Below are 23331 nucleotides of genomic sequence, written 5' to 3'. Positions count from 1 at the left end.
GTGCTACCTTTCCTCAGCGGGCTGGAGCCGATTGCCAGCCATTTTAGGGTCTTCTTTTTCTTTTGTTTCTTCATTGTTTTGCTTCACATGGATGAGCATCATCACAAGAATCCCGACAACGAGAGTCAATCCCGCGATGCTTAAAAACATGCCGGGTCTGGACCATTGCATCAGGCGGCCGAAAATCGGAGGACCGATCGCTACCCCTAAGAAACGTACAGAGCCGTACAGCGAGGTGACAAATCCCCGTCTTTCTTTGCCGACAGCCCCGGTAATGAAACTGTTCACACAAGGAAGGACAAGACCTGAGCCTATACTGCTCAGTACAAGAACACTGATAAAAAGGACAAGATTTTCAATGAATGACAGTGCCGCGTAGGATACGGTCATGAACGCCAATCCAAGTACGATCAGCTTTTTCATTAACGATTGCTTTTGCCCGATTTTGCTTCCTGTTGTATAGGACGTCACACACATAACCAAAAGCGGGATCGCTAAAATTAAGCCTTTTTTCACGCCGTCGGTGTCGTATGTTTTTTCAAGAACATCTGAGAGATAAAACAGGATGCCGAATAAAGTAAACAAACAGGTCGCACCGGCTAAATAAGCGGTAAACAGCCATCTGCCTTCATGTTTAAAGACACTTAACAGCCCTTTTGCATATTGTCCGATTGGTGGCGGTTCTTTTTCCTTTTTCTTTTCTTTAATAAAAATCCAAGTCAGTACGATCGAAATGATACAAAACACAGGAAAGGCAAAAAACGCGCCATACCAGACAAGCAGGGCGATCAGCGAGCCAATGATCGGCGATAGCACTTTCCCCATGCCGTTTGAAGCTTCAACAAGGCCGAGCACCTTGCTCTCCTGGGCGCCTTTAAACAGATCTCCCGTCAGTGCCATGGCAATTGGGCCGGTTCCGGCTGCCCCGATTCCCTGTAACGCTCGTCCTGCCATGACCCAAGGATAGGCATTGTCAAAAAAACCTGCCGCAAACCCGGCTAACAAACCGCCGGCACCATACAAAATTAAGCAGGGAATAATGATGACTTTCCTTGAGAATCGGTCTGCGAGATAACCGACAATCGGAATCGCAAATGCTGCAATCAAGGAAAATACTGTGATCACGAGACTGACTTGAAATTGTGATAAATGAAGTTCAGATTTCATTTTTGGCAAAATCGGAATAAGCATCGAGTTTCCTAGGGTTAATATTAAAGGGATTGAACCGATTGCCACAATCGTCATTCCGTTATTTTGTTTTGATGATTCCATCTCAGAGCACACTCCTTTTCTTCTGCTTAGAATGTCCCTGATGGCTTCGTTTATTCAGCGATCAGACAGCAAAAAACCGAACAGAAGATACCTGTTCGGGAAAAAAGAGGGTTAACCGAGAGCCTGTGAAATCAAAGCATATAAGTGTCCATTTTGAATAGGCGCTTTTTTCTGATAGAACAAAATCGGAGGTTCATCATCTTTATGAAATCCCATTTCTATCAGGCTGTCATGCAGAGACGTGTGTTCACTCGGTATATCGATTCGCATCGGCCCTTGTTTGCCGGCCGCCAGCCTTGTAATTATCTGTGCTGCAACATCTGATGATGGAGCGATGATAGGGCCGAATTTCAAATTGGCCGGTGTCTGTACAGAAAGTCCGTAGCCAATGAGCTGTCCGTCCTGATTTCTGGCGATGATACATTCGCATGAAGCAGAAATAAGCTGCTGCAAAAGGTTTGATCGATCTCCGCCAAAGGCAGCCAGATCCGCCGCGGTTAAGTCGTGAAAGTCTTGTTCTCTAAAGGATGTCAGTTCAGCATCAAGCTTTTTTGTATAAGGTTGAAAACTGTGACAGCTGTACTTTCGCACTGAACCTGCCGTATGAAAACCTGCTTTTTCATAAAGCGGCAAACCTTCTTTTGTGGCGCAAAGCCTGATGGCGGTGTTTTCATCCGTTTGGGTAATACAGGCGTTTACCATACGCCGGCCAAGACCGAGCCGTTGATATTCTTTGTCAACGATCACGAGGCCGATAGAAGCAAGCCGGCCAAACAAAAACAAGCCGATGCAGGAAATAATATCACCGCTGACATTTTGATAGCCGAAAAAGCGTCCTTGCTGGACAAGCAGTGCCAGCTCTTGTTCGCCGTAATCCGGCCACCCGGCTTGCCTGCAAAGCCGCAATAGACTAGGGATATGTTCTTCATGAAGCTTAATCAGCTCATCGATTACCCTCATACAGATCACCTGCTTGTTTCGAGTTTTTTATACATGATGATATGTGTGCCTATGCCGGGAATCTCAAACGGTTCGCCGAGTTCTTCCCAGCCAAGCTTTGAATAGTAGCCTTTCACATGGCTTCTGGCATTGCACCAGACTGCCTGAACGCCGTTCTTTGCCAGTTTCTCTTCCGCGTGTTTGATCAGCGTGCTCCCGCCTTTTTGATCACGATATCCTTCAAGCGTTGCCATGCCTCTCAGCCGATATGCTGGGGATTCTGTTATTAATGGCTGATTTTGCGGGGAAAAAGAAGCGATGCTGATCAGCTTTCCTTCAAAAAACGCGCCGAGATGAAAGGAGCCTTTTGCATGATCCTCTTCATATTTGCATTGTTCAATGGATTGATGGGGACGCAGAATGCGGTGCCGAATTTCATATGTATCTTCCGCGGAAATGGTTTTGACTTCGAGCATAATGTTCCTCCTCATGACTGTTTTTCTATATCGTAACACGAATCCCGTTGAAAAAGACCGCCCGATTGGATCAGACAGTCTTTTAAGGGATTAATGCAAAAAGATATTTTGGCGCTGCTCATCTTTTTGCTGAATATATGAAGTGAGCTCAGCGGTTAAGTCAGATCTGAGGAAAGGCGTTATCAAGTAGATGCCGTTAAACAGCTCGCATGCCGTATCCAGCAGGGAGCGTGCAATTGCAAGGCCTTCCGCCTTTTGCTTTTCTTTATCTTCACCGGCATGGGCCATTTTTTCGCGAATCGTATCAGACAGCTTAATGCCGGGAATTTCATTATGGATGAATTCGGCATTCCGGCTGCTTGTCAGCGGCATGATGCCGATATAGATCGGCGTCTTCAGATGTTTTGTTTCGTTATGGATATCGACAAGCTGCTGCTCGGAATAGACAGGCTGAGAAACAAAATAATCTGCGCCGCAATCTATTTTTTTCTCAAGCCGTTTTACCGCTTTATCCAGATGGCGGACGTTAGGATTAAATGCGGCGGCAACTGAGAAATTCGTTTTCTTGCCGAGCGGTTTTCCAGACAGAGACAGACCTTCATTGAATTGTTTGATCAGCCTGATTAAATCAAAAGATGTTAAATCATATACAGACGTCGCACCAGGAAAATCCCCGATTTTAGAAGGGTCACCTGTAATAGCAAGCACGTCATTCAGCCCTAGCGTATCAAGGCCCATTAAATGTGACTGTAAGCCGATAATGTTACGGTCACGGCACGTAATATGGACAAGGGAACGCATATCGAGCTGCTGCTTGACAAGGGCACCGCAGGCAACATTGCTGATCCGCGGGGTCGCCAAAGAATTGTCGGCGAGTGTCAGGGCATCGATTCCCGCTTCTTTTAATTCAGCAGCAGCGGACAGAAATTTGTCAAAGCTCAGTTTTTTCGGCGGGTCCAGTTCTACGATAATAGAGCGTTTTTTCGCTGCGATCTCATCCAGGCCGGGCTCGGTTCGCTCGTGATGAACAGAAATGAATTCTTTGGCCCGGGTTTTGACTTCTTTTTCCGTAATCGGAGCCAGTCCGCCAACTGCTTCCGCCATCGCCCTGATGTGATTCGGCGTTGTGCCGCAGCAGCCGCCGATAATCCGCGCACCTTGCTTACGGAATTCTGACGCGCTGTTTTGAAAATACGTGCCGTCTGTTTCATAGACGAGCCGTCCCTCTTCAAGCGAAGGAAGACTGCTGTTCGGATAAACGGATAAGAATACGTCATCAAAAATTGGCACTTCGCTAAGCGCTTCAATCATGTGATAAGGCCCGAGCCGGCAGTTAATGCCGACGATATCAGCCCCGAGATCCGCAATCGATCGCAATGCTTCAGAAAGAGGTGTTCCGTCCTGCAATACGCCTTGCTCGTGCATGGAGACATTGAGCATTATCGGAAGATCAGTCTCTTTGCGCGCGATTTTCAGCACTTCACGGGCTTCTTCCAAATCATAATATGTTTCTAACAGCAAGCCATCCGGCTCTTCATGCAGCAGCAGATACAGCTGCTCGCGGAAGCTGCGCTTAATTTCGTCAAGACTGTACGCGTTTTTATTAAATGTGCGTATGCCGCCCATCGTTCCAAGCACGTATGCATCGCCTGCTGAAGCCCGCGCGATCTTTACGGCCTCCTGATTCATTTTTTTGATGTCATCCTCAAGCCCGTGTCTGGATAATTTAATATAGTTGGCCCCGTACGTATTCGTTTGAATAATGTTGGCTCCCGCTTCAACGTACGCTTTATGTATGCGCTGAATTTCCTCCGGCTTTGAAATATTGAGCTCCTCAAAACACCTGTCAATGCCATAGGAGTAGAGGAGCGTCCCCATGGCGCCGTCACCGATTAACACCTGTCTTTGCAAATCTTCTAAAAGTCCCATTGTCTGCCTCCTTTATTCACATCAGCAAGGAAAAAAGAGAAATAAAAAAAGTCCTCTTAAGAAGAAGACTTTGTCAGTGATTTTGTCTCTTCTTATCTTCCAAGCTGTTCGAGCTTGCTGGATTTAGCACCTTGGTCATGGCTGATCGCCATTACACCGGTTGCTGAAGCTTCGTCGGGCCAGTCCCTCTGCTTCTCTTGATAAGAACGGATATGAAATTTTCGTGTCAGGAAGTGCCAAAAGATATCTGGCGTTTTTCCCTTTCTCCAAATTTACCGAAAATAAAGACAATAATCAATAGGAATCAGAAAATTTATCTGAAATTTATAAATTGAACGTCAATTGGCAGATCTGCTCCCCGTACAGCTGAGATAATCTGCTGCAGGTCATCTTTGTTTTTTCCGGTGACACGCACTTGATCATCCTGCACCTGAGACTTTACTTTCAGTCCGGAGTTTTTGATGATCGTATTGATTTTTTTTGCGTTGTCCTTGTCAATGCCTTGAACAAGCTTTGCACGCTGGCGCACCGTTCCGCCTGACGCGTTTTCAACCTTGCCGTAATCAATGTTTTTTGTCGGTACGTTTCGTTTAATCAATTTGCTGACCAGCACATCTTTCAGCTGGCTTAATTTGAATTCGTCATCGGAAACGAGGACCAGCTCCTCTTTATCTAAAGAAATGTCGCTTTTGCTGCCTTTAAAGTCATATCGGGTACTGATTTCCTTCAGTGCGATTTGGATTGCGTTTTGCACTTCAGGCAATTCCACCTTGGATACAATATCAAATGAACTTTCTTTTGCCATATGAAAACCTCCATAACATTTAACTTATGTGTTGATTATAGTAGAATAAAGAGAAACTTCCAACAGAACAAAGAATCAATTTGTGATGATTGGAAAAAATGTTAACAAAATCCGCAGAGAATAAGCGGAACAGGAAGGACGATAGCATGAGACCAGGGCAGCAATTAACCTTGAGTATAGATCACCAAACCGACTTCGGTTACTTTTTAACCGATGGGGAAGATACGATTCTCTTACATAACAGTGAAATGACTGAGGATATCGAGGACAGAGACGAAGTAGAAGTCTTTATATACGTAGACCAGCAGGAAAGGCTTGCGGCCACGATGAAAATTCCGATCATCAGCGCGGATGAATATGGCTGGGTTGAAGTGGTGGATAAAGTGGAAGATATGGGCGTTTTCGTTGATGTCGGTTTATCGAAGGACGCACTAGTCGCAACTGAGCATTTGCCGCCGTACGAAGATGTCTGGCCGCAAAAAGGGGACAAACTTTACTGTATGCTGAAGGTGACGAACCGGGGGCGCATGTTTGCGAAACCAGCGCCGGAAGATATCATCAGCGAACTGTTTACCGACGCTTCAGAAGATCTGATGAATAAAGAGCTGACAGGTACGGTGTACAGGCTGATCGCATCGGGTTCATTCGTGATCACGGATGACGGTATCCGCTGTTTTATTCACCCGTCAGAAAGAAAAGAGGAGCCAAGACTGGGTTCAAGAGTCACAGGCCGGGTGATTCAAGTGAAAGAAGACGGTTCAGTCAACTTGTCGCTGCTTCCGAGAAAACAGGATGCAATGTCAGTTGATGCTGAGTGCATTCTAACGTATATGAGAATGAGAAACGGTGCCATGCCGTACAGTGACAAAAGCCAGCCTGACGATATCAGAGAACGTTTTAATATGAGCAAAGCCGCCTTTAAACGCGCGCTGGGCCATTTGATGAAAAACGGAAAAGTGTATCAGGAAAATGGATGGACATACGAGAAAAAATAGCATGAAAACGGCTCGCCTGCAGCAGACTGCGGAGCGAGCCGTTTTTTTATGTCTAGTTTAATTCATCAACCAGCGTTCTGATTGCCATTTCGCGATCCACATTGTCTGAAATCGCAATCGGCGTAATATCAATGGCGAGAATGATCAGAATCAGGGCACCTGCTGCAGCAACATAAGAAACATAATAGAAATAGTTAGCGGTATCAACAGTGTTGACAAGCTCGGCCTGAACTCTGGATGTATCATCCTTAGAAGCGGCGATTTCCTTTGCAGCTTCTACTTTTTCTTCAACGATTTGACCTGCTTTTTTCAGCAGTTCATCCACTTTCAATGCATCTTTGCTGTAAACAGCTTTCTTCAGGTTATCAAAAAAGTCAGCATCCTCTTTTTTAATATCAGCGACAACCTGATTGGCAAAAGCCTTTGCCTGTTTTGTGTTGAGTTTGTCTGTCATCGCTTTATTAAAGACCTCTGGAAGCTGTTTGCCAACTTCCCCTTGGGCAAACACAAAGCCTTTAAAAATTTCCTCACCTGAATACTCAAGCTGCTTTGCCTGTGCCACACTTTCTTGCTGCTTCACCAAAAACACAGTCGTCACCAATACAACCGACAAAAATACTAGAAACGCCTTCTTCAAACTGAAACCTCTCCCTTCTTGTGTTTTTTATTCCACAACAGTCTGCGAATATATGTAAATTGAATCGTGGAATCGATAGGAGTGAGATACAATATCAAAATGCCGGCCATGATAATCGAAAAACTGATGAGGCCCAGCATGACTGCAAAAATCTCATGCATAAAAACAGCGATGATCAAAATCAATCTCCAATGCTTCTTCGGCGCAAACAGTGCCGCGAAGATGACAATTTGAACCAGCAGCGTCCCCCATGTCGGAATCACCACGAACGGACTTGTTACAATTGGCTTCGTTAACGCCTGAAAAAAGCCGTTGAAGCCAATGGTTTTTTCCTGGGCGAAATAATAGACGGCCGTTCCGTCCACCCATTCCTGCTGAGATAGCTTAGCGACGGTAGAGTGAAAATAAAGCACCGCCACTTGGATTCTGATCACAAAATAAGAAATAAAAGCTGTTATTTTTCCAAGTGTTCTTTTGCCCTCTATAGGTCTCGTACTCCAATGCCATTTTCTCGGATCGGTCAGCGTGATGGGAAGCAATAAAAAGGTCATGACTGCTGCTGCCTGCTCGCCTCCGTCGATGACGATCAGCGATGACTGCAGGCTGTAACTGACATACCAATGCAGAACCCCGGTGATTCTGGGGCGCCAGCCAATGACAACAAGCACCAGAATGGCAATGCAGACCCATCTGAAAAGATTTAACATCATATAGTTATTTTCGCCGAGACAAAAGAGACTGAGATTCATTTTACAAGCTGGATAGCTGCTGATCCCGCTGGCTGGCTTCATAATGAGGCTCGGGTGATTGATGAGCAGCGTCAGCAGGCTGGATAGCGCAATGATGCTTCGCGCGAGGCCATATACATTTGTCCACGGGTTTCTTTCGTCCCATCTGGTGATGGTCTGTTTTATGTTTTCGAGCATGAGATCACAACCTTGACTATGCTTTTTACCTGATAAGACGAAGGGGTATATTTAGAATAGCTCCAAGGAACAATATCCTCTTTCGTCAAATAGTAGCTGCCACAAAGCAGCGGGCGGGGAGCGGGTGTTTTTAATTGCACGGTTTTGGCTTTGCTTTTGCATGCGCCGAGGTCCTTTTCTTTACATGCTGTCCACTGTTCCTTGCCGACTTGGCTGTAGATCACGCCCATTTCAACGCCTTGTGACCGCCCATACCGATACAGGCCGAATAGGTTGTCAGCCCTCATATTGGGCCATCTGACCTTGGCGCTGGCATTTTCAGCCTCATATAAGCCGATTGCAGTATCACGCGGATTTTTGCTAAAAAAGCCCCAGCCCTGAGGGAGGATGCTGGACATGAGAAATTTGGAGTCCTTTGTCAGCGGAATCGGGGTTGTCCCTAAGCTGCCAATAATAGAAAACAGAAATAGCGAACCCCAAAGGATTGAAAAAATGACAAAAAATGATATCGATTTCTGCATTCGACTGCTCCTTTTAACCTGAAGAATCGTTTTTACACTTTTCATAATATAAAAACATTTATGTAATAAAAAGGTTAAAAAGTATGAGAAATTCCATTTTTGTTAAAAGGAAAAACAGGACATTTTACACTGCTATATGTGATTGATATATAGTGTTTTTTTCGATATATTTAAACCATGAAAACGAATCAAGTTAATGACCGCTGGATTGTTCAATTTCGAAAAGGGATTTTCGAGCTGGCCATCCTATCCCTACTGCATTCTAAACCGATGTACGGTTATGAGCTGACGTCATCCTTAAAAACCACCTCGGCTCTGGCTATTTCAGAGGGAGCGATTTATCCGATTCTGAAACGTATGACCGAGAAGGGATGGATCGAATTTTTTTGGGAAGATTCACTGGACGGCCCGAAAAGAAAGTATTACAAAATGACACAAAAAGGAGAAGAAATGTTAAAAGAACGGCTGGAGAAATACCTGGAAACCCATCAAGCCTTACTGTCTTTATCGGGGGATTTGCTATGAATGGACAGCTTATCATTGACCGATACATGGAGGAACTAAATGCAGAGCTGGAGAATATGCCTGATGTAGAGAGAGAAAACGCTATCGACGAATTAAAGGGGCATATCACCGCTTTCGTTCAAGACAGAATCAAAGCCGGCCTTAGTGAAGAGGAACTGCAGGAAGCTGTTGAATCTGAATTTTCTCATCCGAAGGAGCTTGCCGAATTGATGATGGGTGATGGGGGAGAGACGAAAAGGAGGAGGTCTTTATTGGGCAAAAGCTGGCTTTCGGTCCTTCTCATTGTCACGATTATCGCCCTGCCGCTGCTGCCGTCCGACTTCAGACATCTGCCGCTGGCTGTTTATTTAATGGTGCTCGCCGGATATGTATGGAAGCGGAAAAAATTGATGATGTTTGCAGGTGTCAGAAAAAACAAAATGCGCTCTCAAAAGGAGATTGTTACGATTTCGCGAGTCGGTGCGGTTTATCTGCTGTTTTTAGCAGTGGTGCTTCTTTTGAGCCCGTTCCTCAATGCGCTTGTCGTCCTGCTGCTGATTGCAGTAAGCTGCGCCGCTTTTTTTCTTTTTCTTAACATCAAGTAATCTTGTAGGAGGCTGTAAGATGGAAATCAGCATCAATTATCTATTAATTGTCATCGCGCTTTTATTCTTTGTGGTTGCCTATTTTGTCGGAATCAAAAAACAAACCTGGATGCTGGCTGGGTTTAACGAGGCGCGTATACGGGATAAAGACCGGCTGGCCAGAATAGCAGGCTACTTTTTCTTGAATTCCGGTTTGTTCATTTTGCTGAATAGTTTTATCTCATTTCAAGGTCAGGAGCAGCTCATACCTCCGCTTATACTGGCATATGGAGCAGGGGTTATTATTTATGTCAATAAAAAATTAGTAGAGTAGAAAAAGAAGGGCAGAGCGAAATATCTCTGCCCTTCTTTTTTGGGAAAATAAGAACGAAGCACCACATACAAGTTTTTGTATTTTTGATAGGATGAAGAAAAATGGTAGATTCCAAAATAGGAAGGATGTGGTGTTTTGCGCAACCTGACCAAGACATCTCTATTACTGGCCGGCTTATGCACGGCGGCCCAAATGGTTTTTGTAACACATGCCTCAGCTGATCAAAGCATCAAATACGACCATACGTATCAAACCCCTTCATACATCATCGAAAAGTCACCGCAGAAGCCGGTACAAAACACAACCCAGAAAGAATCGCTATTTTCCTATCTTGACAAGCATCAAACGCAGTTTAAGCTCAAAGGGAATGCGAACAGCCATTTTCGTGTTTCGAAAACCATAAAGGATCCAAAGACAAAACAAACGTTTTTTAAATTAACGGAGGTTTACAAAGGAATTCCGATTTACGGCTTTGAACAAGCGGTCGCGATGAAGGAAAACAAACAAGTGAAAAGTTTCTTTGGAAAGGTGCATCCGCAAATCAAGGACGTCTCCATCACACCGTCTATTTCTGAGAAAAAAGCAATACATGCAGCAAGGCGTGAGCTCGAGGCTTCCATTGGAAAAATCGAATATCTTGATGGGGAACCAAAAGGCGAATTATATATCTATCCACACGACGGTGAATATGATCTCGCCTACCTTGTGAGACTCTCGACATCTGAACCTGAGCCTGGCTATTGGCATTATTTCATCGATGCCAAAAACGGAAAGGTCATTGAGTCCTTTAATGCCATTCATGAAGCGGCAGGTACAGGAATCGGCGTATCAGGTGATGAAAAAAGCTTTGACGTCAGAGAACAAAATGGGCGCTTTTATTTGGCTGACGAAACAAGGGGAAAAGGGATCAATACATTTGACGCGAAGAACCTGAACGAAACCTTGTTTACGCTTTTGTCTCAACTGATCGGGTATACGGGCAAAGAAATAGTCAGCAGCACGTCCGTATTTAATGAACCTGCGGCTGTAGACGCACACGCAAATGCGCAAGCCGTTTACGATTATTACAGCAAGACATTTGGCCGTGATTCTTTTGATCAAAACGGAGCAAGGATTACGTCTACCGTGCATGTCGGCAAACAATGGAACAATGCTGCGTGGAACGGTGTCCAGATGGTATACGGGGATGGAGACGGTTCGAAATTTAAGCCGCTGTCTGGATCGCTCGACATTGTCGCGCATGAAATCACACACGCAGTCACACAGTATTCCGCCGGTCTTTTATATCAAGGAGAACCCGGTGCATTAAATGAGTCCATTTCTGACATTATGGGCGCGATGGCTGACCGTGATGATTGGGAGATCGGCGAAGATGTCTATACTCCTGGTATTGCAGGAGATTCATTGCGGTCATTGGAGGACCCATCTAAGCAGGGAAATCCAGATCATTACTCGAACCGCTACACAGGAACAGAGGATTATGGCGGAGTCCATATCAATTCGTCCATTCACAATAAAGCAGCTTATCTTCTTGCAGAAGGAGGCGTGCACCACGGTGTACAGGTTGAAGGGATTGGGCGTGAAGCAAGTGAACAAATTTACTATCGGGCTTTAACATATTATGTAACGGCATCTACAGATTTCAGCATGATGAAGCAAGCGGCGATTGAAGCTGCCAATGATTTATACGGTGAAGGCTCAAAGCAATCAGTTTCAGTCGAAAAGGCGTATGAGGCTGTCGGCATTCTATGAGCAAACAAAAACAGTCAGGACACAGAGTCTGACTGTTTTTGTTTGCTCATTTTCTTAAAAAGAATATCGCCAATGTACCTGGGCCGGCATGCGAGCCGATTGCTGAACTGATTGGATGCATAATGATTTCTTTCGGCTTGAACGCTTCCTCAATCAGGTGTTTCATGTCCGTGGCTTTTTCTTTGTTCGCGGCGTAGCTAATCCCGACGGTTTGATTGCTCCAATCATCCCCGCGCTCTTTCATAAGCTCGATGATCCGTTTGAAAAGTTTCTTCTGTCCGCGGATTTTTTCCAGAGGCACAAGCTTGCCGTCCTCCATCTGAAGCAGCGGTTTAATATTCAACAGGCCGCCGACAAAAGCGGACGTTTTGGATATCCGGCCGCCCCTCGCGAGATATGTTAAATCATCAACGGTAAAAATGTGTTCAAGCTGGCTGCAAAAGTTCTTTACAGACGTTTCAATTTCTTGTATTGTATTCCCGTTGATACAGAGATCGGCAGCATGCCGGACAGCCAGACCGTATCCTAATGAAGCGCATTTGGAATCAATGACCCGCAAATCGAAATCGGGGAATTCCTCCTTCACTTCATTGGCGATCATTACAGCTGTCTGATACGTGCCGGAGAGACCTGAGGAAAAGGCAATGTAAAGAGCGGGATCACCTGTTTCGGCATATTGCAAAAACACATTTTTAATTGTTTGCGGTGAGGCTTGGGATGTCTTAGGCGTTTCTCCATTTTGCATCGCTTCAAATATTTGATCCGCATGAATTGTGACTGCATCTTCGAATTCTTTATCGCCGAGAGAAACCCTGAGCGGAATAAAGCCAATGCCTTTTTCTTCAAAATAAGAACGAGGCAAATCAGTGGCGCTGTCAGCGATGAGATGAACTGTCATATTGCTTCCCTTCTTTCCGTTATCGCTCGTTATCATGAGAGTTAAGCCAACTATATCATATTAATTTGCCAAAATCGTGTTCAAATATTTGTTTTAAGGGAAAACATAATAAAGAAGAAAGAGCGGAGGAACATGCCATGGTACTAGATCAAACAAAAAAATTACTCATCGTCATCATCGGCGCTTTACTCAATGCTGCCGGGCTGAACTTATTTTTGATACCTGCAGATGTATATGCCAGCGGATTTACAGGTGTTGCCCAGCTTTTATCAAGCGTCGTTGATCAATATGCCCCCTTTTACATATCGACGGGAACGCTCTTGTTCCTCTTAAACATTCCAGTCGGTATTTTAGGATGGCTGAAGGTCGGCAAATCGTTTACAGTGTACAGCATTTTAAGTGTCGCACTCACTACTCTGTTTATGGGGATCCTGCCGGAAACAAGCCTGTCACATGACATTTTGCTGAACGCGGTGTTCGGCGGCGTCATTTCCGCAGTCGGTATCGGCTTAACATTAAAATACGGAGCTTCGACAGGCGGGCTTGATATCGTCGCCATGGTGCTTGCAAAGTGGAAGGATAAACCCGTCGGCACGTATTTCTTCATTCTGAACGGGATTATCATCTTGACGGCAGGATTATTGCAAGGTTGGGAGAAAGCATTATATACCCTGGTTACACTATATGTGACAACGAGGGTGATCGACGCCATTCACACTCGCCACATGAAGCTTACGGCAATGATTGTGACGAAAAAAGCGGACGAAATCAAGGAAGCCATTTACGGAAAAATGGTGCGCGGCATCACAACTGTTCCGGCAAAAGGAGCTTTTACGAACGAACAGAAAGAAATGATGATTATCGTCATCACGAGGTATGAACTGTACGATTTAGAAAAGATCGTCAAAGAAGTTGATCCGAAAGCATTTACGAACATTGTTCAAACGACAGGGATTTTTGGTTTCTTTAGAAAAGACTGACGAAAGCAGGTGGAAGTCGTGAAACGGCTGCTTGTGATGCTCCTCCCCGTGCTGCTTTTGATAGGCTGCGGGAAAGATGAGCAGACAGAACCCGATAAGGAGGTATCAGGCGGAATGGAGAATCAAGAGGTTGTTTTATCTATTGACGCAATTCAGGAGCCTGAACAAATCAAGTTTAACATGTCGCTGAAGAACCAAAGCGAACGTGCTATTGAGTTTCAATTCAGCACAGGGCAAAAATTTGAACTTGTCGTGTATGATTCTGAGCACAAAGAAAGATACCGTTATTCGAAAGACAAAATGTTTACGCAGGCTTTTCAAAACCTGACGCTTGAATCCGGAGAAACATATGATTTCTCTGATGTGTGGAAGGAAGTCCCTGAGCCCGGAACCTATGAGGTAAAGGTGACATTTAAGGGCAGGGCGGAAAATCTTAAGCAGGTTCAGGCTGTTCAGCAGTTTGAAGTCAAATAAGAGGCTATGGCGAGTCGCCATAGCCTTTTTTTATTGCAGTTTGTCCAGCTGATTCTGAAATTGATGCAGCTGGCGACGTTCCGCATCTGTCGAATTGGCATACGCAGAAGATACAGCATTTTTGGCTCTCAGAATCGCTTGCTCCTGATCGCCTTCCTCAAAGCCGTTTGTCACCATGACCGCCTGTTGAACAAATGATTTTGCCTGCTGAAACAGTTCATTTCTCATTTAATATTCAACCTGGCTTTCGGCCGAGTCTCGTGCCGCGGCATGCTGGTGAGCTTCTTCTAAAGTAGACCGATATGGAAATCTTGCGGCGTGTAGCCCGATGGAGTCTTTACCCTGCTGAATAAACCTTCTGGATTTGCTTCGTTTACCCATTTTGAGACTGCCCCCTTCCATACTTTGACGAGATGAGTCGTCTTCAATAGTATGGTGGGGTAAAGTAAGGTTTATGAGTGGGAAAAATTAATACGGGCCTTCTTTAAAGTGAGAAATATTCTTTCAAAAACCTTGCCACGCCGTCCTCTTCATTTGTAGCCGTTGTTCGGTTGGCAATCTGTTTGACCGCGTCAATTCCATTTCCCATTGCAACGCCGCAGCCTGCAAATTCAAGCATTTCCAAATCGTTATCCTCATCCCCGAAAGCAATGATCCGCTCCCTCGGCACGCCGTAATAATCGCTGATTTTCTGCAGGCCGACCGCTTTATTCATGCCGCTTTTGATAATTTCAATGACATGCCACGGAGCGGCCCATCTTCTATGGTCGATTACCTCGGCATGCACATCCGATAAATATGAGCGTATTGCCGGCACATCCTCTTCTTTTGCATGTATGAGTACAGACGTCACATCTTCACCGAGATTTTCCCGCAAGTCTCCGACTGTTACATTTGTTGTGTTCATGTTAAAGGCATCTATCAGGTGCTCATCATGGTAATGAAAGTATACGTCGTCAATCACTTCAGCAAGCACGTTATGTACGTTGTAGCTCTCGCTGATATCCACGAGCTGTTTGACAACATCAAGCGGCAGTGACGTATGATACCGTCCCCAGCTGTCGTCTTGCGGATGATGGACAAATGCTCCGTTAAAATTGACAATTGGCGTTGTCAGCTCCATCTGCTGGTAGTACATGGAACTTGAACGATACGGACGGCCTGTTGAGATGCAGACATAATGCCCGTCATCTTTTAGGCGCTGTATCGTATGAAGGGTGTTTTCAGATATGGTTTTATCATCCTTTAATAATGTTCCATCTAAATCTAATGCGATTAAATAGGGTTTTGTCTCCATGAAAAGCTCCTTTAACCTTAGATTTTGCTTGTTTTGCCTTACTTACAGTGTAGCTTTTTACCATCTTTATTGTCTACATGTTACACTTATGATTATGGTTATCCTAAGGAGGGGCACATTGTGATACAAATTGAGAATCAAACCGTTTCCGGTATTCCGTTTTTACATATTGTAAAGGAAGAGAACAGGCACCGCGCTGTTCCTCTCGTGATCTTTATACATGGTTTTACAAGCGCGAAGGAACACAACCTTCATATTGCTTATCTGCTTGCGGAGAAGGGTTTTAGAGCCGTTCTGCCGGAGGCTTTGCACCATGGGGAACGGGGAGAAGAAATGGCTGTTGAAGAGCTGGCGGGGCATTTTTGGGATATCGTCCTCAACGAGATTGAAGAGATCGGCGTACTTAAAAACCATTTTGAAAAAGAGGGCCTGATAGACGGCGGCCGCATCGGTCTCGCAGGCACGTCAATGGGCGGCATCACAACGCTTGGCGCTTTGACTGCATATGATTGGATAAAAGCCGGCGTCAGCCTGATGGGAAGCCCGAATTACGTGGAGCTGTTTCAGCAGCAGATTGACCATATTCAATCTCAGGGCATTGAAATCGATGTGCCGGAAGAGAAGGTACAGCAGCTGATGAAACGTCTCGAGTTGCGGGATCTCAGCCTTCAGCCGGAGAAACTGCAACAGCGCCCGCTTTTATTTTGGCACGGCGCAAAAGATAAAGTTGTGCCTTACGCGCCGACCCGGAAATTTTATGACACGATTAAATCCCATTACAGCGAGCAGCCGGAACGCCTGCAATTTATCGGAGATGAAAACGCTGACCATAAAGTCCCGCGGGCAGCTGTGTTAAAAACGATTGAATGGTTTGAAACGTACTTATAAAGCACTAAGTTATTAACAAGAGCTGAATTTACGTTATACTGTAGAAAAAAGGAGTGAGGGAACGTGGAAGAAGCATTAAAAGAAAACATCATGGGCGCCCTGGAACAGGTTGTCGATCCTGAGCTTGGCGTTGATATCGTGAACCTCGGCTTGGTATATGACGTTGATATGGATGAAGATGGCTTGACGCACATCACCATGACGCTAACATCAATGGGATGCCCTTTAGCGCCGATTATCGTGGATGAGGTGAAAAAAGCATTAGCGGACCTTCCTGAAGTGAAAGACACAGAGGTTCACATTGTATGGAATCCGCCTTGGACTAGGGATAAAATGTCCAGATACGCAAAAATTGCGCTTGGCATTCAATAAAACAAAAAAGGACAGCCTGACATGTGAGGCTGTCCTTTTTTACAGCTGAAAGGAGTGAAAGGAAATGATGTACCTGCTGGCAGTTTTATGCCCGCCGCTTGCTGTTTTGTTTTCGGGAAAACCGTTTCAGGCCTTGCTGAATCTCATATTGACCTGTATCTTTTGGCTGCCGGGCGCGATTCACGCCTGCTTTATCGTCGCCGACCGCCGTGCCGAAAAACGGGCAAGAAGATAATTTGGAAAAATGAGGACGCAGTCATGGTATAATGGTCATAAAAACAGCAGGGAGAGCACTATGAAAAAGAAATTGCTTGCATTCGCGCTTTGTACTGGCGCGTATGCGGCCCTGTTTGCGTACTCTGTGAACTCAGAGCAAAAAACAGCCACAAGCGAGATGACGGATGTCAGCCGCCTGATGCCTGTAAAAATAAAGCAGACAGTGAAAGGGCAGGAAGAGGAAATGCTCATTGACACAGTCAAAGAGGCAAATCGAAAAAACATAAAAATTTCAATCGCCGGGGCCCAGCACTCCATGGGCGGCCATACATATTATGAGGACGGCATCGTTCTCGACATGACGGGCTACAACAAAATCCTGTCACTCGATCAAGAGAAGAAAACCATCAGGGTGCAAAGCGGTGCAACGTGGAATGATATCCAGAAATACGTGAATCCATACGGACTCGCGGTAAAAGTCATGCAGTCACAAAACATTTTTACAATCGGCGGATCTCTCAGCGCAAATGCACACGGACGTGATATTCGCTACGGCTCGCTAATTGATACAGTCAAATCATTCCGGCTTTTAAAAGCTGACGGGATGATTATCACTGTCACTCCAAAAGATGATTTGTTTACGGCGGTCATCGGAGGGTACGGCCTTTTTGGCGTGATTCTTGATGTAACGCTTGAGCTGACAGATGATGAGCTGTATGTCATGAAGACAGAAAAAATGAATTACAGCACATACTCAGACTATTTTTCAAAGCATGTAAAAGGAAATCCAGATGTCCGAATGCATCTGGCGCGAATTTCAACAGCGAAAAAAGGATTTCTGAAAGACATGTATGTCACGAATTACGTATTGGCTAATCATCAGGATCAGCTGTCCTCATACAGCGAACTTAAAGAAGACGAGTATACGGGAGCCACAAAGTTTGCACTCGGCTTGTCAAGACGGTATGAATGGGGGAGGAATTGGCTGTGGGACACACAGCAATCCTATTTCCTGAGCCAGAACGGCACAGAGATTTCACGCAATAACGTCATGCGGTCCGAATCAAAGTTTCTTGAGTATGAAAACAATGACAACACAGATGTTTTGCAAGAATACTTTGTGCCCGTGAAGGAGTATGGGTCCTATATTGATGACCTGAGACAAACGCTGTCGGACGAAGATCTGAACCTGCTGAACATTACGATCCGCTACGTGCAGAAAAATGAAAAGGCCGACCTTTCCTATGCGAAGGACGATATGTTTTCGCTCGTACTATTAATAAACGAGGGCTTTTCAAAAGAAGACCAGGCAGATACCGCCCGAATCATCAGGCGCATGACAGACGTTGCCATCAAGCACGGCGGCAGCTATTATCTGCCTTATATGACCTACCAGACAAAAGCGCAAATGAGACAGGCATATCCGAAAAGTGAAGCGTTTTTTCAGAAAAAACGAACCTATGACCCGGATGAGCGCTTTATGAATTACTTTTATCAGAGGTATAAATAATGGGGAAAAACAAATTAAAATGGCTGACATTATCACAAAGCAGCGTGTTTTTCGCAAGCAGCTTAATCTTTCCGTTTTATATTCTGTTTGTGAAAAATATCGGCTCAAGCTACACACAGTTCGGTTTTTCCTACGGATTGTTCGGGTTGAGCGGAGCGCTTATTTACCCGCTCCTCGGACGGCTGTCTGAAAGGTTTGACAGCCGTTATTTTCTGCTTCTGAACTCGTGGGGGATGGCTGTTCTGCTTTTATATGTCCCGCATATCGGAAGCGTCGTTCAAGTGTATATCGTCCAAGTGCTGTTAGGGCTCTTTGGAGCGATGCAAAAGCATGGAGAAAAAGTGCTGATCGCTAATTTTACAGACAGTGGAGAGCGTGGAAAGAAGATCGGGAATTACCATTTTTGGACAGCTGTCTTTTCAGCAGCAGCCATTATGCTCGGGGGCTTTCTCGCTGACTTTTTCACAGTGCAAATGATTTTTTATGCAAGCTCTATTCTATATTTTTTGAGTGGATTGATGATGATGAAAACAGGCTGACGCGGTCAGCCTGTTTTTTTATGCGGCTGAAATGCGGCACCGCATCAACGTTTTTGTGCTGGAGTCGTGCTGATTTTTTTTGAGCGGAATTCCCATTGAACAGAAAATTTATAAATGAATAAAAATATTAAATATACGATTGAATTAATTTTTATTCATGTTATAATGTTAAATAATTTCACAAAGACCAAGAGGGTGAACTTGTTTTGAAAATAGGAATTGTAGGTGCTACAGGATATGGAGGCACCGAACTTGTCAGGATTCTTTCGCATCATCCTCATGCAGAGGAATGCATACTTTATTCATCCAGCGGAGAAGGGAATGTCTATAGCGAGGGTTATCCTCATCTTACCGGCTTAGCGGATCAGCAGCTGAAGCCGATTGATATGAATACGATCAAACACGAAATAGATATCATGTTTCTCGCTGCGCCGCCCGGAGTATCAAGTGAATTGACTCCAAAGCTGGCAGACGCGGGAATTCCGGTTATTGATCTGTCAGGTGATCTGAGGATAAAAGAACCGGCTGAATATGAAAAATGGTATAAACGGACAGCGGCACCGAAGGCGGTGATTCAAGAGGCGGTATACGGTCTGGCAGAACTGAATCAACTGCAAATTCAACAGGCGAAACTCATTGCCAATCCAGGCTGTTTTCCAACAGCTGTTTTGCTTGGCCTCGCGCCATTGGCTCAAAAGAAACTGCTCGATGAATCTTTCGTTATCGTTGACGCGAAGACCGGTGTTTCCGGAGCGGGAAGAAAAGCATCCATGGGAACTCATTTTTCTGAGCTGAACGACAATTTTAAAATTTATAAAGTCAATGAACATCAGCACACGCCGGAAATTGAGCAGGCGCTGAATGAATGGCAGCCAGGTCTCGGGCCCATTACATTTTCGGCTCACTTGGTTCCGATGACAAGGGGCATCATGGCGACGATGTATACCAGATTAACCTGTGACCTAACCGCAGATGACCTGCATGATTTATATTCGGAATTTTACCAAGATTCATATTTTGTGAGAGTGAGGCCAAAAGGTCAGTACCCGCAAACGAAAGAAGTGTACGGCAGCAATTTCTGTGATATCGCCGTGACCCTCGATGAGAGAACGAACAGAGTCACGATCGTCTCGGTAATCGATAATTTAATGAAGGGTGCCGCCGGTCAGGCAGTGCAAAACTTTAATTTGATGAATGGCTGGAATGAAGAAACTGGACTCACCATCACGCCAATTTATCCATAGAACGGGAGAGAATCGAACCATGATTCAGTTAAGTGAAGATCAAATTGTAAAAGTAACAGGTGATGTATCCTCGCCAAAAGGGTTTCAGGCAAAGGGTGTGCATTGCGGACTGCGCTACTCGAAAAAAGACCTCGGCGTCATTATCAGCGAGACACCGGCCGTGAGTGCAGCAGTTTATACCCAAAGCCACTTTCAGGCTGCTCCGATCAAAGTGACACAAGACAGCTTAAAGCACGGACCGACACTGAAAGCCGTCATCGTCAACAGCGCCATTGCCAACGCCTGCACGGGAGAACAGGGCTTAAAGGACGCATACACAATGCGGGAGAGCTTTGCTTCACAGCTTGGCATTGAGCCGGAGCTTGTCGCTGTTTCATCAACGGGTGTCATCGGCGAGCATTTAGACATGGAAAAAATCCACGCGGGGATCGAACTGCTGAAAGAAACACCTGCGGGATCAGGCGATTTTGAGGAAGCGATTTTAACAACTGATACGGTGATCAAGCAGACGTGCTATGAACTGGCAATCGGCGGCAAAACAGTCACGATCGGCGGAGCGGCCAAAGGCTCTGGGATGATACACCCGAACATGGCCACGATGCTGGGATTTGTGACAACTGACGCGGCAATCGAAGAAAAAGCGCTGCAAAAGGCGCTTCGGGAAATCACTGACGTTTCATTTAACCAAATCACAGTTGACGGAGAAACATCCACGAACGACATGGTATTAGTTATGGCGAATGGCTGCGCCGAAAACGAGTGCCTGACAGAAGACCATCCAGACTGGCCGGTCTTTAAAAAAGCGCTCTTGCTCACTTGTGAGGATCTAGCTAAAGAGATTGCCAGAGACGGAGAAGGCGCGACAAAACTAATTGAAGCCCAAGTACAGGGAGCGAAAAACAATCTTGATGCAAACGTCATTGCCAAAAAGATTGTCGGCTCAAATCTTGTAAAAACGGCAGTATACGGAACAGATGCCAACTGGGGGCGGATCATCGGAGCCATCGGACACTCCGCAGCACAGGTGACGGCAGAAGAAGTAGAGGTTTATCTTGGCGGCCAATGCCTGTTTAAGAATAACGAACCTCAGCCATTCTCTGAATCTATCGCCAAGGAATACCTTGAAGGAGATGAAATCACCATTGTCATCAAGATGGCTGAAGGGGACGGAAACGGGAGAGCGTGGGGCTGTGACCTGACCTATGACTATATCAAAATTAACGCGAGCTATCGCACGTAATAAAGGGGAGCGAAATGAAGAAAACAATCGTTTTTAAATGCGGGGGAAGCGTCATCCGTGAGCTGTCGGAGGAATTTTATCAAAATCTGAAAGAGCTGAGGGCGTCAGGCTGGAAGCTGGCAATCGTACATGGCGGGGGACCGGAAATCACAAATATGCTGAAACGGTTAAATATCAAGACAGAGTTTTCGGGCGGACAGAGGAAAACAACGAAGCCGGTGCTGGAAGTGGCGGAAATGGTTTTATCCGGTTCTGTCAATAAATTTTTCGTTGCTGAGCTTGCCAAACACGGACTGCGAGCCGCGGGCATTTCTGGTAAGGATGGCGGTCTTTTGGAGGCTGATTATCTAGATCCGGAAACATACGGAGAAGTGGGAGAAATCAAAAAAGTCGATGCGTCCATGGTGAACGCGCTGATGGAAAATGGCATCATCCCCGTTATTGCGCCGCTGTCTATGACAAGCGACTGCAAAACGCTGAATGTAAATGCTGATCTGGCTGCTTCAGCAGTCGCCGGAGCGCTTGAAGCCGATAAGCTGATGTTCGTCACGGATGTCGATGGAATCATGAAGGAAAAGCAGCGTCTGGACGTCCTGACCCCTAAGGAGATTCAGATGCTGATCAAGCAGGAAGTGATCACAGGAGGGATGATCCCGAAGGTCAATTCAGCCTTGTCAGCTTTATCAGATCAGGTGTCTGAAGTCATGATCGTAAACGGTAAAGGATCATTCTTCGCAGAACAAACCTTTCAAGGGACAAAAATTGTCAAAGCAAAGGAGGCTGTTTCATGAGCAGCTTGTTTCAAACCTACGGCCGTTGGGATATTGACATCAAAAAAGCAAAGGGAACGTACGTTGAGGATCAAAACGGCAAAACGTACCTTGATTTCATTCAGGGGATTGCGGTATCAAATCTAGGACACTGCCATGAAGCGGTGACAGAGGCAGTCAAAAAACAGCTTGACAGCGTATGGCACGTATCCAACCTGTTTCAAAACAGTCTCCAAGAGCAAGCGGCGCAGAAGCTGGCAGCGCATAGTGCGGGAGATCTTGTCTTTTTCTGCAACAGCGGCGCGGAGGCGAATGAAGGTGCGATAAAGCTTGCCCGAAAAGCAACTGGAAAAACAAAAATCATCACTTTTCTTCAGTCGTTCCATGGCCGCACGTATGCAGGGATGGCTGCGACCGGACAGGATAAAATCAAAACAGGCTTCGGCCCGATGCTTGGAGGCTTTCACTACCTGCCATACAATGATCCTTCTGCTTTTAAAGCTCTTGGGGAGGAAGGCGATATTGCCGCGGTGATGCTTGAAACAGTGCAGGGAGAAGGAGGAGTCAATCCGGCGAGTGCTGAATTTTTATCAGCCGTACAGTCGTTTTGCAAGGAAAAGCAAGCCCTTCTCATTATTGATGAAATCCAGACCGGCATCGGACGGACGGGAAAAGGCTTCGCATATGAGCACTTCGGACTCTCACCGGATATCATCACAGTCGCCAAAGGATTGGGAAACGGCTTTCCGGTCGGCGCTGTCATCGGAAAGAAACAGCTTGGAGAAGCGTTTACCCCTGGTTCTCACGGAACGACTTTCGGAGGAAACATGCTGGCGATGGCTGCTGTGAATGCCACATTGCAAATTGTATTCCAGCCTGACTTTTTGCAAGAGGCTGCTGACAAAGGGGCGTTTTTAAAAGAACAGCTTGAGGCAGAGCTAAAGAGCCCTTTTGTTAAACAAATCCGAGGTAAAGGATTAATGCTTGGAATTGAGTGTGATGGCCCGGTTGCTGACATTATTGCTGAATTGCAGACATTAGGCTTGCTTGTATTGCCGGCCGGCCCGAACGTGATTCGGCTGCTGCCGCCGCTCACCGTGACTAAGGATGAAATAGCAGAAGCCGTCAGCAAGCTGAAACAGGCAATCGCTCATCATTCCGCTGTAAACCAGTGATTTTTTTTCGATATAAAGGCATAAAAATTCATTTTTATAATTAATTATTCATCA

28 protein-coding genes and 1 riboswitch are annotated in these 23331 nt (G+C 45.6%); of the genes, 16 read left to right on the top strand and 12 right to left on the bottom strand.

Features of this window, described 5'->3' with window-relative positions; genetic code table 11:
* Nucleotides 1-3: 3 nt before the first annotated feature.
* The 5 genes from BGM23_RS16155 to BGM23_RS16135 form a co-directional block, all read right to left on the bottom strand.
* Nucleotides 4-1272 carry an MFS transporter gene (locus BGM23_RS16155; RefSeq protein WP_003245414.1) on the bottom strand — a complete coding sequence of 423 codons (1269 nt, stop codon included), beginning with the start codon at nucleotides 1270-1272 and terminating at the stop codon, nucleotides 4-6.
* Nucleotides 1273-1383: 111 nt separating this feature from the next.
* Entirely contained in the window at nucleotides 1384-2232 is an 849-nt protein-coding gene (locus BGM23_RS16150) for a GNAT family N-acetyltransferase (protein ID WP_029726280.1), read from the bottom strand.
* Between the two features lie 5 nt (nucleotides 2233-2237).
* Nucleotides 2238-2687: a GNAT family N-acetyltransferase gene (locus BGM23_RS16145; RefSeq protein ID WP_029726279.1), complete on the bottom strand. Its 450-nt coding sequence runs from the start codon at nucleotides 2685-2687 to the stop codon at nucleotides 2238-2240.
* Nucleotides 2688-2777: 90 nt separating this feature from the next.
* A complete protein-coding gene (locus BGM23_RS16140) occupies nucleotides 2778-4616 on the bottom strand; it encodes a bifunctional homocysteine S-methyltransferase/methylenetetrahydrofolate reductase (protein ID WP_029726278.1) in 1839 nt (612 codons plus the stop codon).
* Nucleotides 4617-4705: 89 nt separating this feature from the next.
* Nucleotides 4706-4823: riboswitch (SAM riboswitch) on the bottom strand.
* A gap of 106 nt (nucleotides 4824-4929) precedes the next feature.
* Complete coding sequence (locus BGM23_RS16135) at nucleotides 4930-5421, bottom strand: YajQ family cyclic di-GMP-binding protein (RefSeq protein ID WP_003233034.1); 492 nt, start codon at nucleotides 5419-5421, stop codon at nucleotides 4930-4932.
* A 98-nt stretch (nucleotides 5422-5519) separates the two neighbouring features.
* Here BGM23_RS16135 and BGM23_RS16130 point away from each other — a divergent pair, with 98 nt between their 5' ends.
* The gene (locus BGM23_RS16130; protein ID WP_010886474.1) at nucleotides 5520-6416 is read left to right on the top strand and encodes a CvfB family protein; all 897 of its coding nucleotides are present in this window, start codon (nucleotides 5520-5522) and stop codon (nucleotides 6414-6416) included.
* A gap of 52 nt (nucleotides 6417-6468) precedes the next feature.
* Here BGM23_RS16130 and BGM23_RS16125 read toward each other — a convergent pair whose 3' ends face one another.
* From BGM23_RS16125 to BGM23_RS16115, 3 genes are read right to left on the bottom strand one after another with little or no spacing between them, the layout of a single operon-like run.
* The gene (locus BGM23_RS16125; RefSeq protein WP_003244950.1) at nucleotides 6469-7053 is read right to left on the bottom strand and encodes a sporulation delaying protein family toxin; all 585 of its coding nucleotides are present in this window, start codon (nucleotides 7051-7053) and stop codon (nucleotides 6469-6471) included.
* Nucleotides 7050-7979 carry a sporulation-delaying protein SdpB family protein gene (locus BGM23_RS16120; protein WP_003233028.1) on the bottom strand — a complete coding sequence of 310 codons (930 nt, stop codon included), beginning with the start codon at nucleotides 7977-7979 and terminating at the stop codon, nucleotides 7050-7052. Before BGM23_RS16120 ends, BGM23_RS16125 begins: the two co-directional genes overlap by 4 nt.
* Nucleotides 7964-8500 carry an SdpA family antimicrobial peptide system protein gene (locus tag BGM23_RS16115; RefSeq protein ID WP_003245405.1) on the bottom strand — a complete coding sequence of 179 codons (537 nt, stop codon included), beginning with the start codon at nucleotides 8498-8500 and terminating at the stop codon, nucleotides 7964-7966. The genes BGM23_RS16120 and BGM23_RS16115 overlap by 16 nt, the downstream gene beginning before the upstream one ends.
* A gap of 177 nt (nucleotides 8501-8677) precedes the next feature.
* On the opposite strand from BGM23_RS16115, the gene BGM23_RS16110 reads away from it, so the two are divergent.
* From BGM23_RS16110 to nprB, 4 genes are all read left to right on the top strand, one after another.
* Entirely contained in the window at nucleotides 8678-9025 is a 348-nt protein-coding gene (locus BGM23_RS16110) for a PadR family transcriptional regulator (protein WP_003233025.1), read from the top strand.
* Complete coding sequence (locus tag BGM23_RS16105; protein WP_003233023.1) at nucleotides 9022-9609, top strand: HAAS signaling domain-containing protein; 588 nt, start codon at nucleotides 9022-9024, stop codon at nucleotides 9607-9609. Before BGM23_RS16110 ends, BGM23_RS16105 begins: the two co-directional genes overlap by 4 nt.
* Before the next feature lie 19 nt (nucleotides 9610-9628).
* The gene (locus BGM23_RS16100) at nucleotides 9629-9922 is read left to right on the top strand and encodes a DUF3784 domain-containing protein (protein ID WP_003233021.1); all 294 of its coding nucleotides are present in this window, start codon (nucleotides 9629-9631) and stop codon (nucleotides 9920-9922) included.
* Between the two features lie 135 nt (nucleotides 9923-10057).
* Nucleotides 10058-11674: a neutral protease NprB gene (nprB, locus tag BGM23_RS16095; protein ID WP_046664072.1), complete on the top strand. Its 1617-nt coding sequence runs from the start codon at nucleotides 10058-10060 to the stop codon at nucleotides 11672-11674.
* A 46-nt stretch (nucleotides 11675-11720) separates the two neighbouring features.
* Here nprB and BGM23_RS16090 read toward each other — a convergent pair whose 3' ends face one another.
* Nucleotides 11721-12572 carry a DegV family protein gene (locus BGM23_RS16090; protein ID WP_003245785.1) on the bottom strand — a complete coding sequence of 284 codons (852 nt, stop codon included), beginning with the start codon at nucleotides 12570-12572 and terminating at the stop codon, nucleotides 11721-11723.
* A gap of 137 nt (nucleotides 12573-12709) precedes the next feature.
* On the opposite strand from BGM23_RS16090, the gene BGM23_RS16085 reads away from it, so the two are divergent.
* Nucleotides 12710-13552: a YitT family protein gene (locus BGM23_RS16085; RefSeq protein WP_003245017.1), complete on the top strand. Its 843-nt coding sequence runs from the start codon at nucleotides 12710-12712 to the stop codon at nucleotides 13550-13552.
* An 18-nt stretch (nucleotides 13553-13570) separates the two neighbouring features.
* The gene (locus BGM23_RS16080) at nucleotides 13571-14026 is read left to right on the top strand and encodes a BsuPI-related putative proteinase inhibitor (protein ID WP_014479419.1); all 456 of its coding nucleotides are present in this window, start codon (nucleotides 13571-13573) and stop codon (nucleotides 14024-14026) included.
* 30 nt (nucleotides 14027-14056) lie between these two features.
* Here the strand turns inward: BGM23_RS16080 and BGM23_RS16075 are convergent, their stop codons facing one another.
* The 3 genes from BGM23_RS16075 to yitU form a co-directional block, all read right to left on the bottom strand.
* Nucleotides 14057-14254 carry a DUF3813 domain-containing protein gene (locus tag BGM23_RS16075; RefSeq protein WP_003233010.1) on the bottom strand — a complete coding sequence of 66 codons (198 nt, stop codon included), beginning with the start codon at nucleotides 14252-14254 and terminating at the stop codon, nucleotides 14057-14059.
* On the bottom strand, nucleotides 14255-14407 hold the full coding sequence (locus BGM23_RS22030; protein ID WP_017695668.1) for a hypothetical protein: 153 nt from the start codon (nucleotides 14405-14407) through the stop codon (nucleotides 14255-14257).
* 103 nt (nucleotides 14408-14510) lie between these two features.
* Nucleotides 14511-15323, bottom strand: coding sequence for a 5-amino-6-(5-phospho-D-ribitylamino)uracil phosphatase YitU (gene yitU, locus BGM23_RS16065; protein WP_003233007.1), 813 nt, complete (start codon nucleotides 15321-15323; stop codon nucleotides 14511-14513).
* Between the two features lie 120 nt (nucleotides 15324-15443).
* Here yitU and BGM23_RS16060 point away from each other — a divergent pair, with 120 nt between their 5' ends.
* The 9 genes from BGM23_RS16060 (at nucleotide 15444) to BGM23_RS16020 (ending at nucleotide 23277) form a co-directional block, all read left to right on the top strand.
* Nucleotides 15444-16211: a prolyl oligopeptidase family serine peptidase gene (locus BGM23_RS16060; protein WP_003233006.1), complete on the top strand. Its 768-nt coding sequence runs from the start codon at nucleotides 15444-15446 to the stop codon at nucleotides 16209-16211.
* A gap of 63 nt (nucleotides 16212-16274) precedes the next feature.
* Nucleotides 16275-16583, top strand: coding sequence for a metal-sulfur cluster assembly factor (locus BGM23_RS16055; RefSeq protein ID WP_003232998.1), 309 nt, complete (start codon nucleotides 16275-16277; stop codon nucleotides 16581-16583).
* A gap of 64 nt (nucleotides 16584-16647) precedes the next feature.
* Nucleotides 16648-16818: a YqaE/Pmp3 family membrane protein gene (locus tag BGM23_RS16050; protein ID WP_003232996.1), complete on the top strand. Its 171-nt coding sequence runs from the start codon at nucleotides 16648-16650 to the stop codon at nucleotides 16816-16818.
* 60 nt (nucleotides 16819-16878) lie between these two features.
* Nucleotides 16879-18309, top strand: a complete 1431-nt coding sequence (locus tag BGM23_RS16045) for an FAD-binding oxidoreductase (protein WP_003232994.1) — start codon at nucleotides 16879-16881, stop codon at nucleotides 18307-18309.
* On the top strand, nucleotides 18309-18848 hold the full coding sequence (locus tag BGM23_RS16040) for an MFS transporter (RefSeq protein WP_003232993.1): 540 nt from the start codon (nucleotides 18309-18311) through the stop codon (nucleotides 18846-18848). The genes BGM23_RS16045 and BGM23_RS16040 overlap by 1 nt, the downstream gene beginning before the upstream one ends.
* A gap of 206 nt (nucleotides 18849-19054) precedes the next feature.
* Nucleotides 19055-20092 carry an N-acetyl-gamma-glutamyl-phosphate reductase gene (gene argC, locus BGM23_RS16035; protein WP_003232991.1) on the top strand — a complete coding sequence of 346 codons (1038 nt, stop codon included), beginning with the start codon at nucleotides 19055-19057 and terminating at the stop codon, nucleotides 20090-20092.
* Between the two features lie 19 nt (nucleotides 20093-20111).
* Entirely contained in the window at nucleotides 20112-21332 is a 1221-nt protein-coding gene (argJ, locus tag BGM23_RS16030) for a bifunctional ornithine acetyltransferase/N-acetylglutamate synthase (RefSeq protein ID WP_003232989.1), read from the top strand.
* A 14-nt stretch (nucleotides 21333-21346) separates the two neighbouring features.
* A complete protein-coding gene (argB, locus tag BGM23_RS16025; protein ID WP_003232987.1) occupies nucleotides 21347-22123 on the top strand; it encodes an acetylglutamate kinase in 777 nt (258 codons plus the stop codon).
* Entirely contained in the window at nucleotides 22120-23277 is a 1158-nt protein-coding gene (locus BGM23_RS16020) for an acetylornithine transaminase (RefSeq protein ID WP_003232985.1), read from the top strand. The genes argB and BGM23_RS16020 overlap by 4 nt, the downstream gene beginning before the upstream one ends.
* The last annotated feature ends 54 nt before the right edge of the window (nucleotides 23278-23331 follow it).

The sequence above is a fragment of the Bacillus sp. FJAT-14266 genome (assembly GCF_001719225.1).
Lineage (GTDB): Bacteria > Bacillota > Bacilli > Bacillales > Bacillaceae > Bacillus > Bacillus subtilis.
Note: the sequence above shows the minus strand (reverse complement) of the source record. Positions and strands in the feature narration are given on the sequence as shown.

Coding starts and splice junctions, on each gene's coding strand:
- BGM23_RS16155 (WP_003245414.1), bottom strand. CDS start 1,272: ATGGAATCATCAAAACAAAATAACGGAATGACGATTGTGGCAATCGGT.
- BGM23_RS16150 (WP_029726280.1), bottom strand. CDS start 2,232: ATGAGGGTAATCGATGAGCTGATTAAGCTTCATGAAGAACATATCCCT.
- BGM23_RS16145 (WP_029726279.1), bottom strand. CDS start 2,687: ATGCTCGAAGTCAAAACCATTTCCGCGGAAGATACATATGAAATTCGG.
- BGM23_RS16140 (WP_029726278.1), bottom strand. CDS start 4,616: ATGGGACTTTTAGAAGATTTGCAAAGACAGGTGTTAATCGGTGACGGC.
- BGM23_RS16135 (WP_003233034.1), bottom strand. CDS start 5,421: ATGGCAAAAGAAAGTTCATTTGATATTGTATCCAAGGTGGAATTGCCT.
- BGM23_RS16130 (WP_010886474.1), top strand. CDS start 5,520: ATGTTAACAAAATCCGCAGAGAATAAGCGGAACAGGAAGGACGATAGC.
- BGM23_RS16120 (WP_003233028.1), bottom strand. CDS start 7,979: ATGCTCGAAAACATAAAACAGACCATCACCAGATGGGACGAAAGAAAC.
- BGM23_RS16115 (WP_003245405.1), bottom strand. CDS start 8,500: ATGCAGAAATCGATATCATTTTTTGTCATTTTTTCAATCCTTTGGGGT.
- BGM23_RS16110 (WP_003233025.1), top strand. CDS start 8,678: ATGAAAACGAATCAAGTTAATGACCGCTGGATTGTTCAATTTCGAAAA.
- BGM23_RS16105 (WP_003233023.1), top strand. CDS start 9,022: ATGAATGGACAGCTTATCATTGACCGATACATGGAGGAACTAAATGCA.
- BGM23_RS16100 (WP_003233021.1), top strand. CDS start 9,629: ATGGAAATCAGCATCAATTATCTATTAATTGTCATCGCGCTTTTATTC.
- BGM23_RS16090 (WP_003245785.1), bottom strand. CDS start 12,572: ATGACAGTTCATCTCATCGCTGACAGCGCCACTGATTTGCCTCGTTCT.
- BGM23_RS16085 (WP_003245017.1), top strand. CDS start 12,710: ATGGTACTAGATCAAACAAAAAAATTACTCATCGTCATCATCGGCGCT.
- BGM23_RS16075 (WP_003233010.1), bottom strand. CDS start 14,254: ATGAGAAATGAACTGTTTCAGCAGGCAAAATCATTTGTTCAACAGGCG.
- BGM23_RS22030 (WP_017695668.1), bottom strand. CDS start 14,407: ATGGGTAAACGAAGCAAATCCAGAAGGTTTATTCAGCAGGGTAAAGAC.
- yitU (WP_003233007.1), bottom strand. CDS start 15,323: ATGGAGACAAAACCCTATTTAATCGCATTAGATTTAGATGGAACATTA.
- BGM23_RS16050 (WP_003232996.1), top strand. CDS start 16,648: ATGATGTACCTGCTGGCAGTTTTATGCCCGCCGCTTGCTGTTTTGTTT.
- BGM23_RS16045 (WP_003232994.1), top strand. CDS start 16,879: ATGAAAAAGAAATTGCTTGCATTCGCGCTTTGTACTGGCGCGTATGCG.
- BGM23_RS16040 (WP_003232993.1), top strand. CDS start 18,309: ATGGGGAAAAACAAATTAAAATGGCTGACATTATCACAAAGCAGCGTG.
- argJ (WP_003232989.1), top strand. CDS start 20,112: ATGATTCAGTTAAGTGAAGATCAAATTGTAAAAGTAACAGGTGATGTA.
- argB (WP_003232987.1), top strand. CDS start 21,347: ATGAAGAAAACAATCGTTTTTAAATGCGGGGGAAGCGTCATCCGTGAG.
- BGM23_RS16020 (WP_003232985.1), top strand. CDS start 22,120: ATGAGCAGCTTGTTTCAAACCTACGGCCGTTGGGATATTGACATCAAA.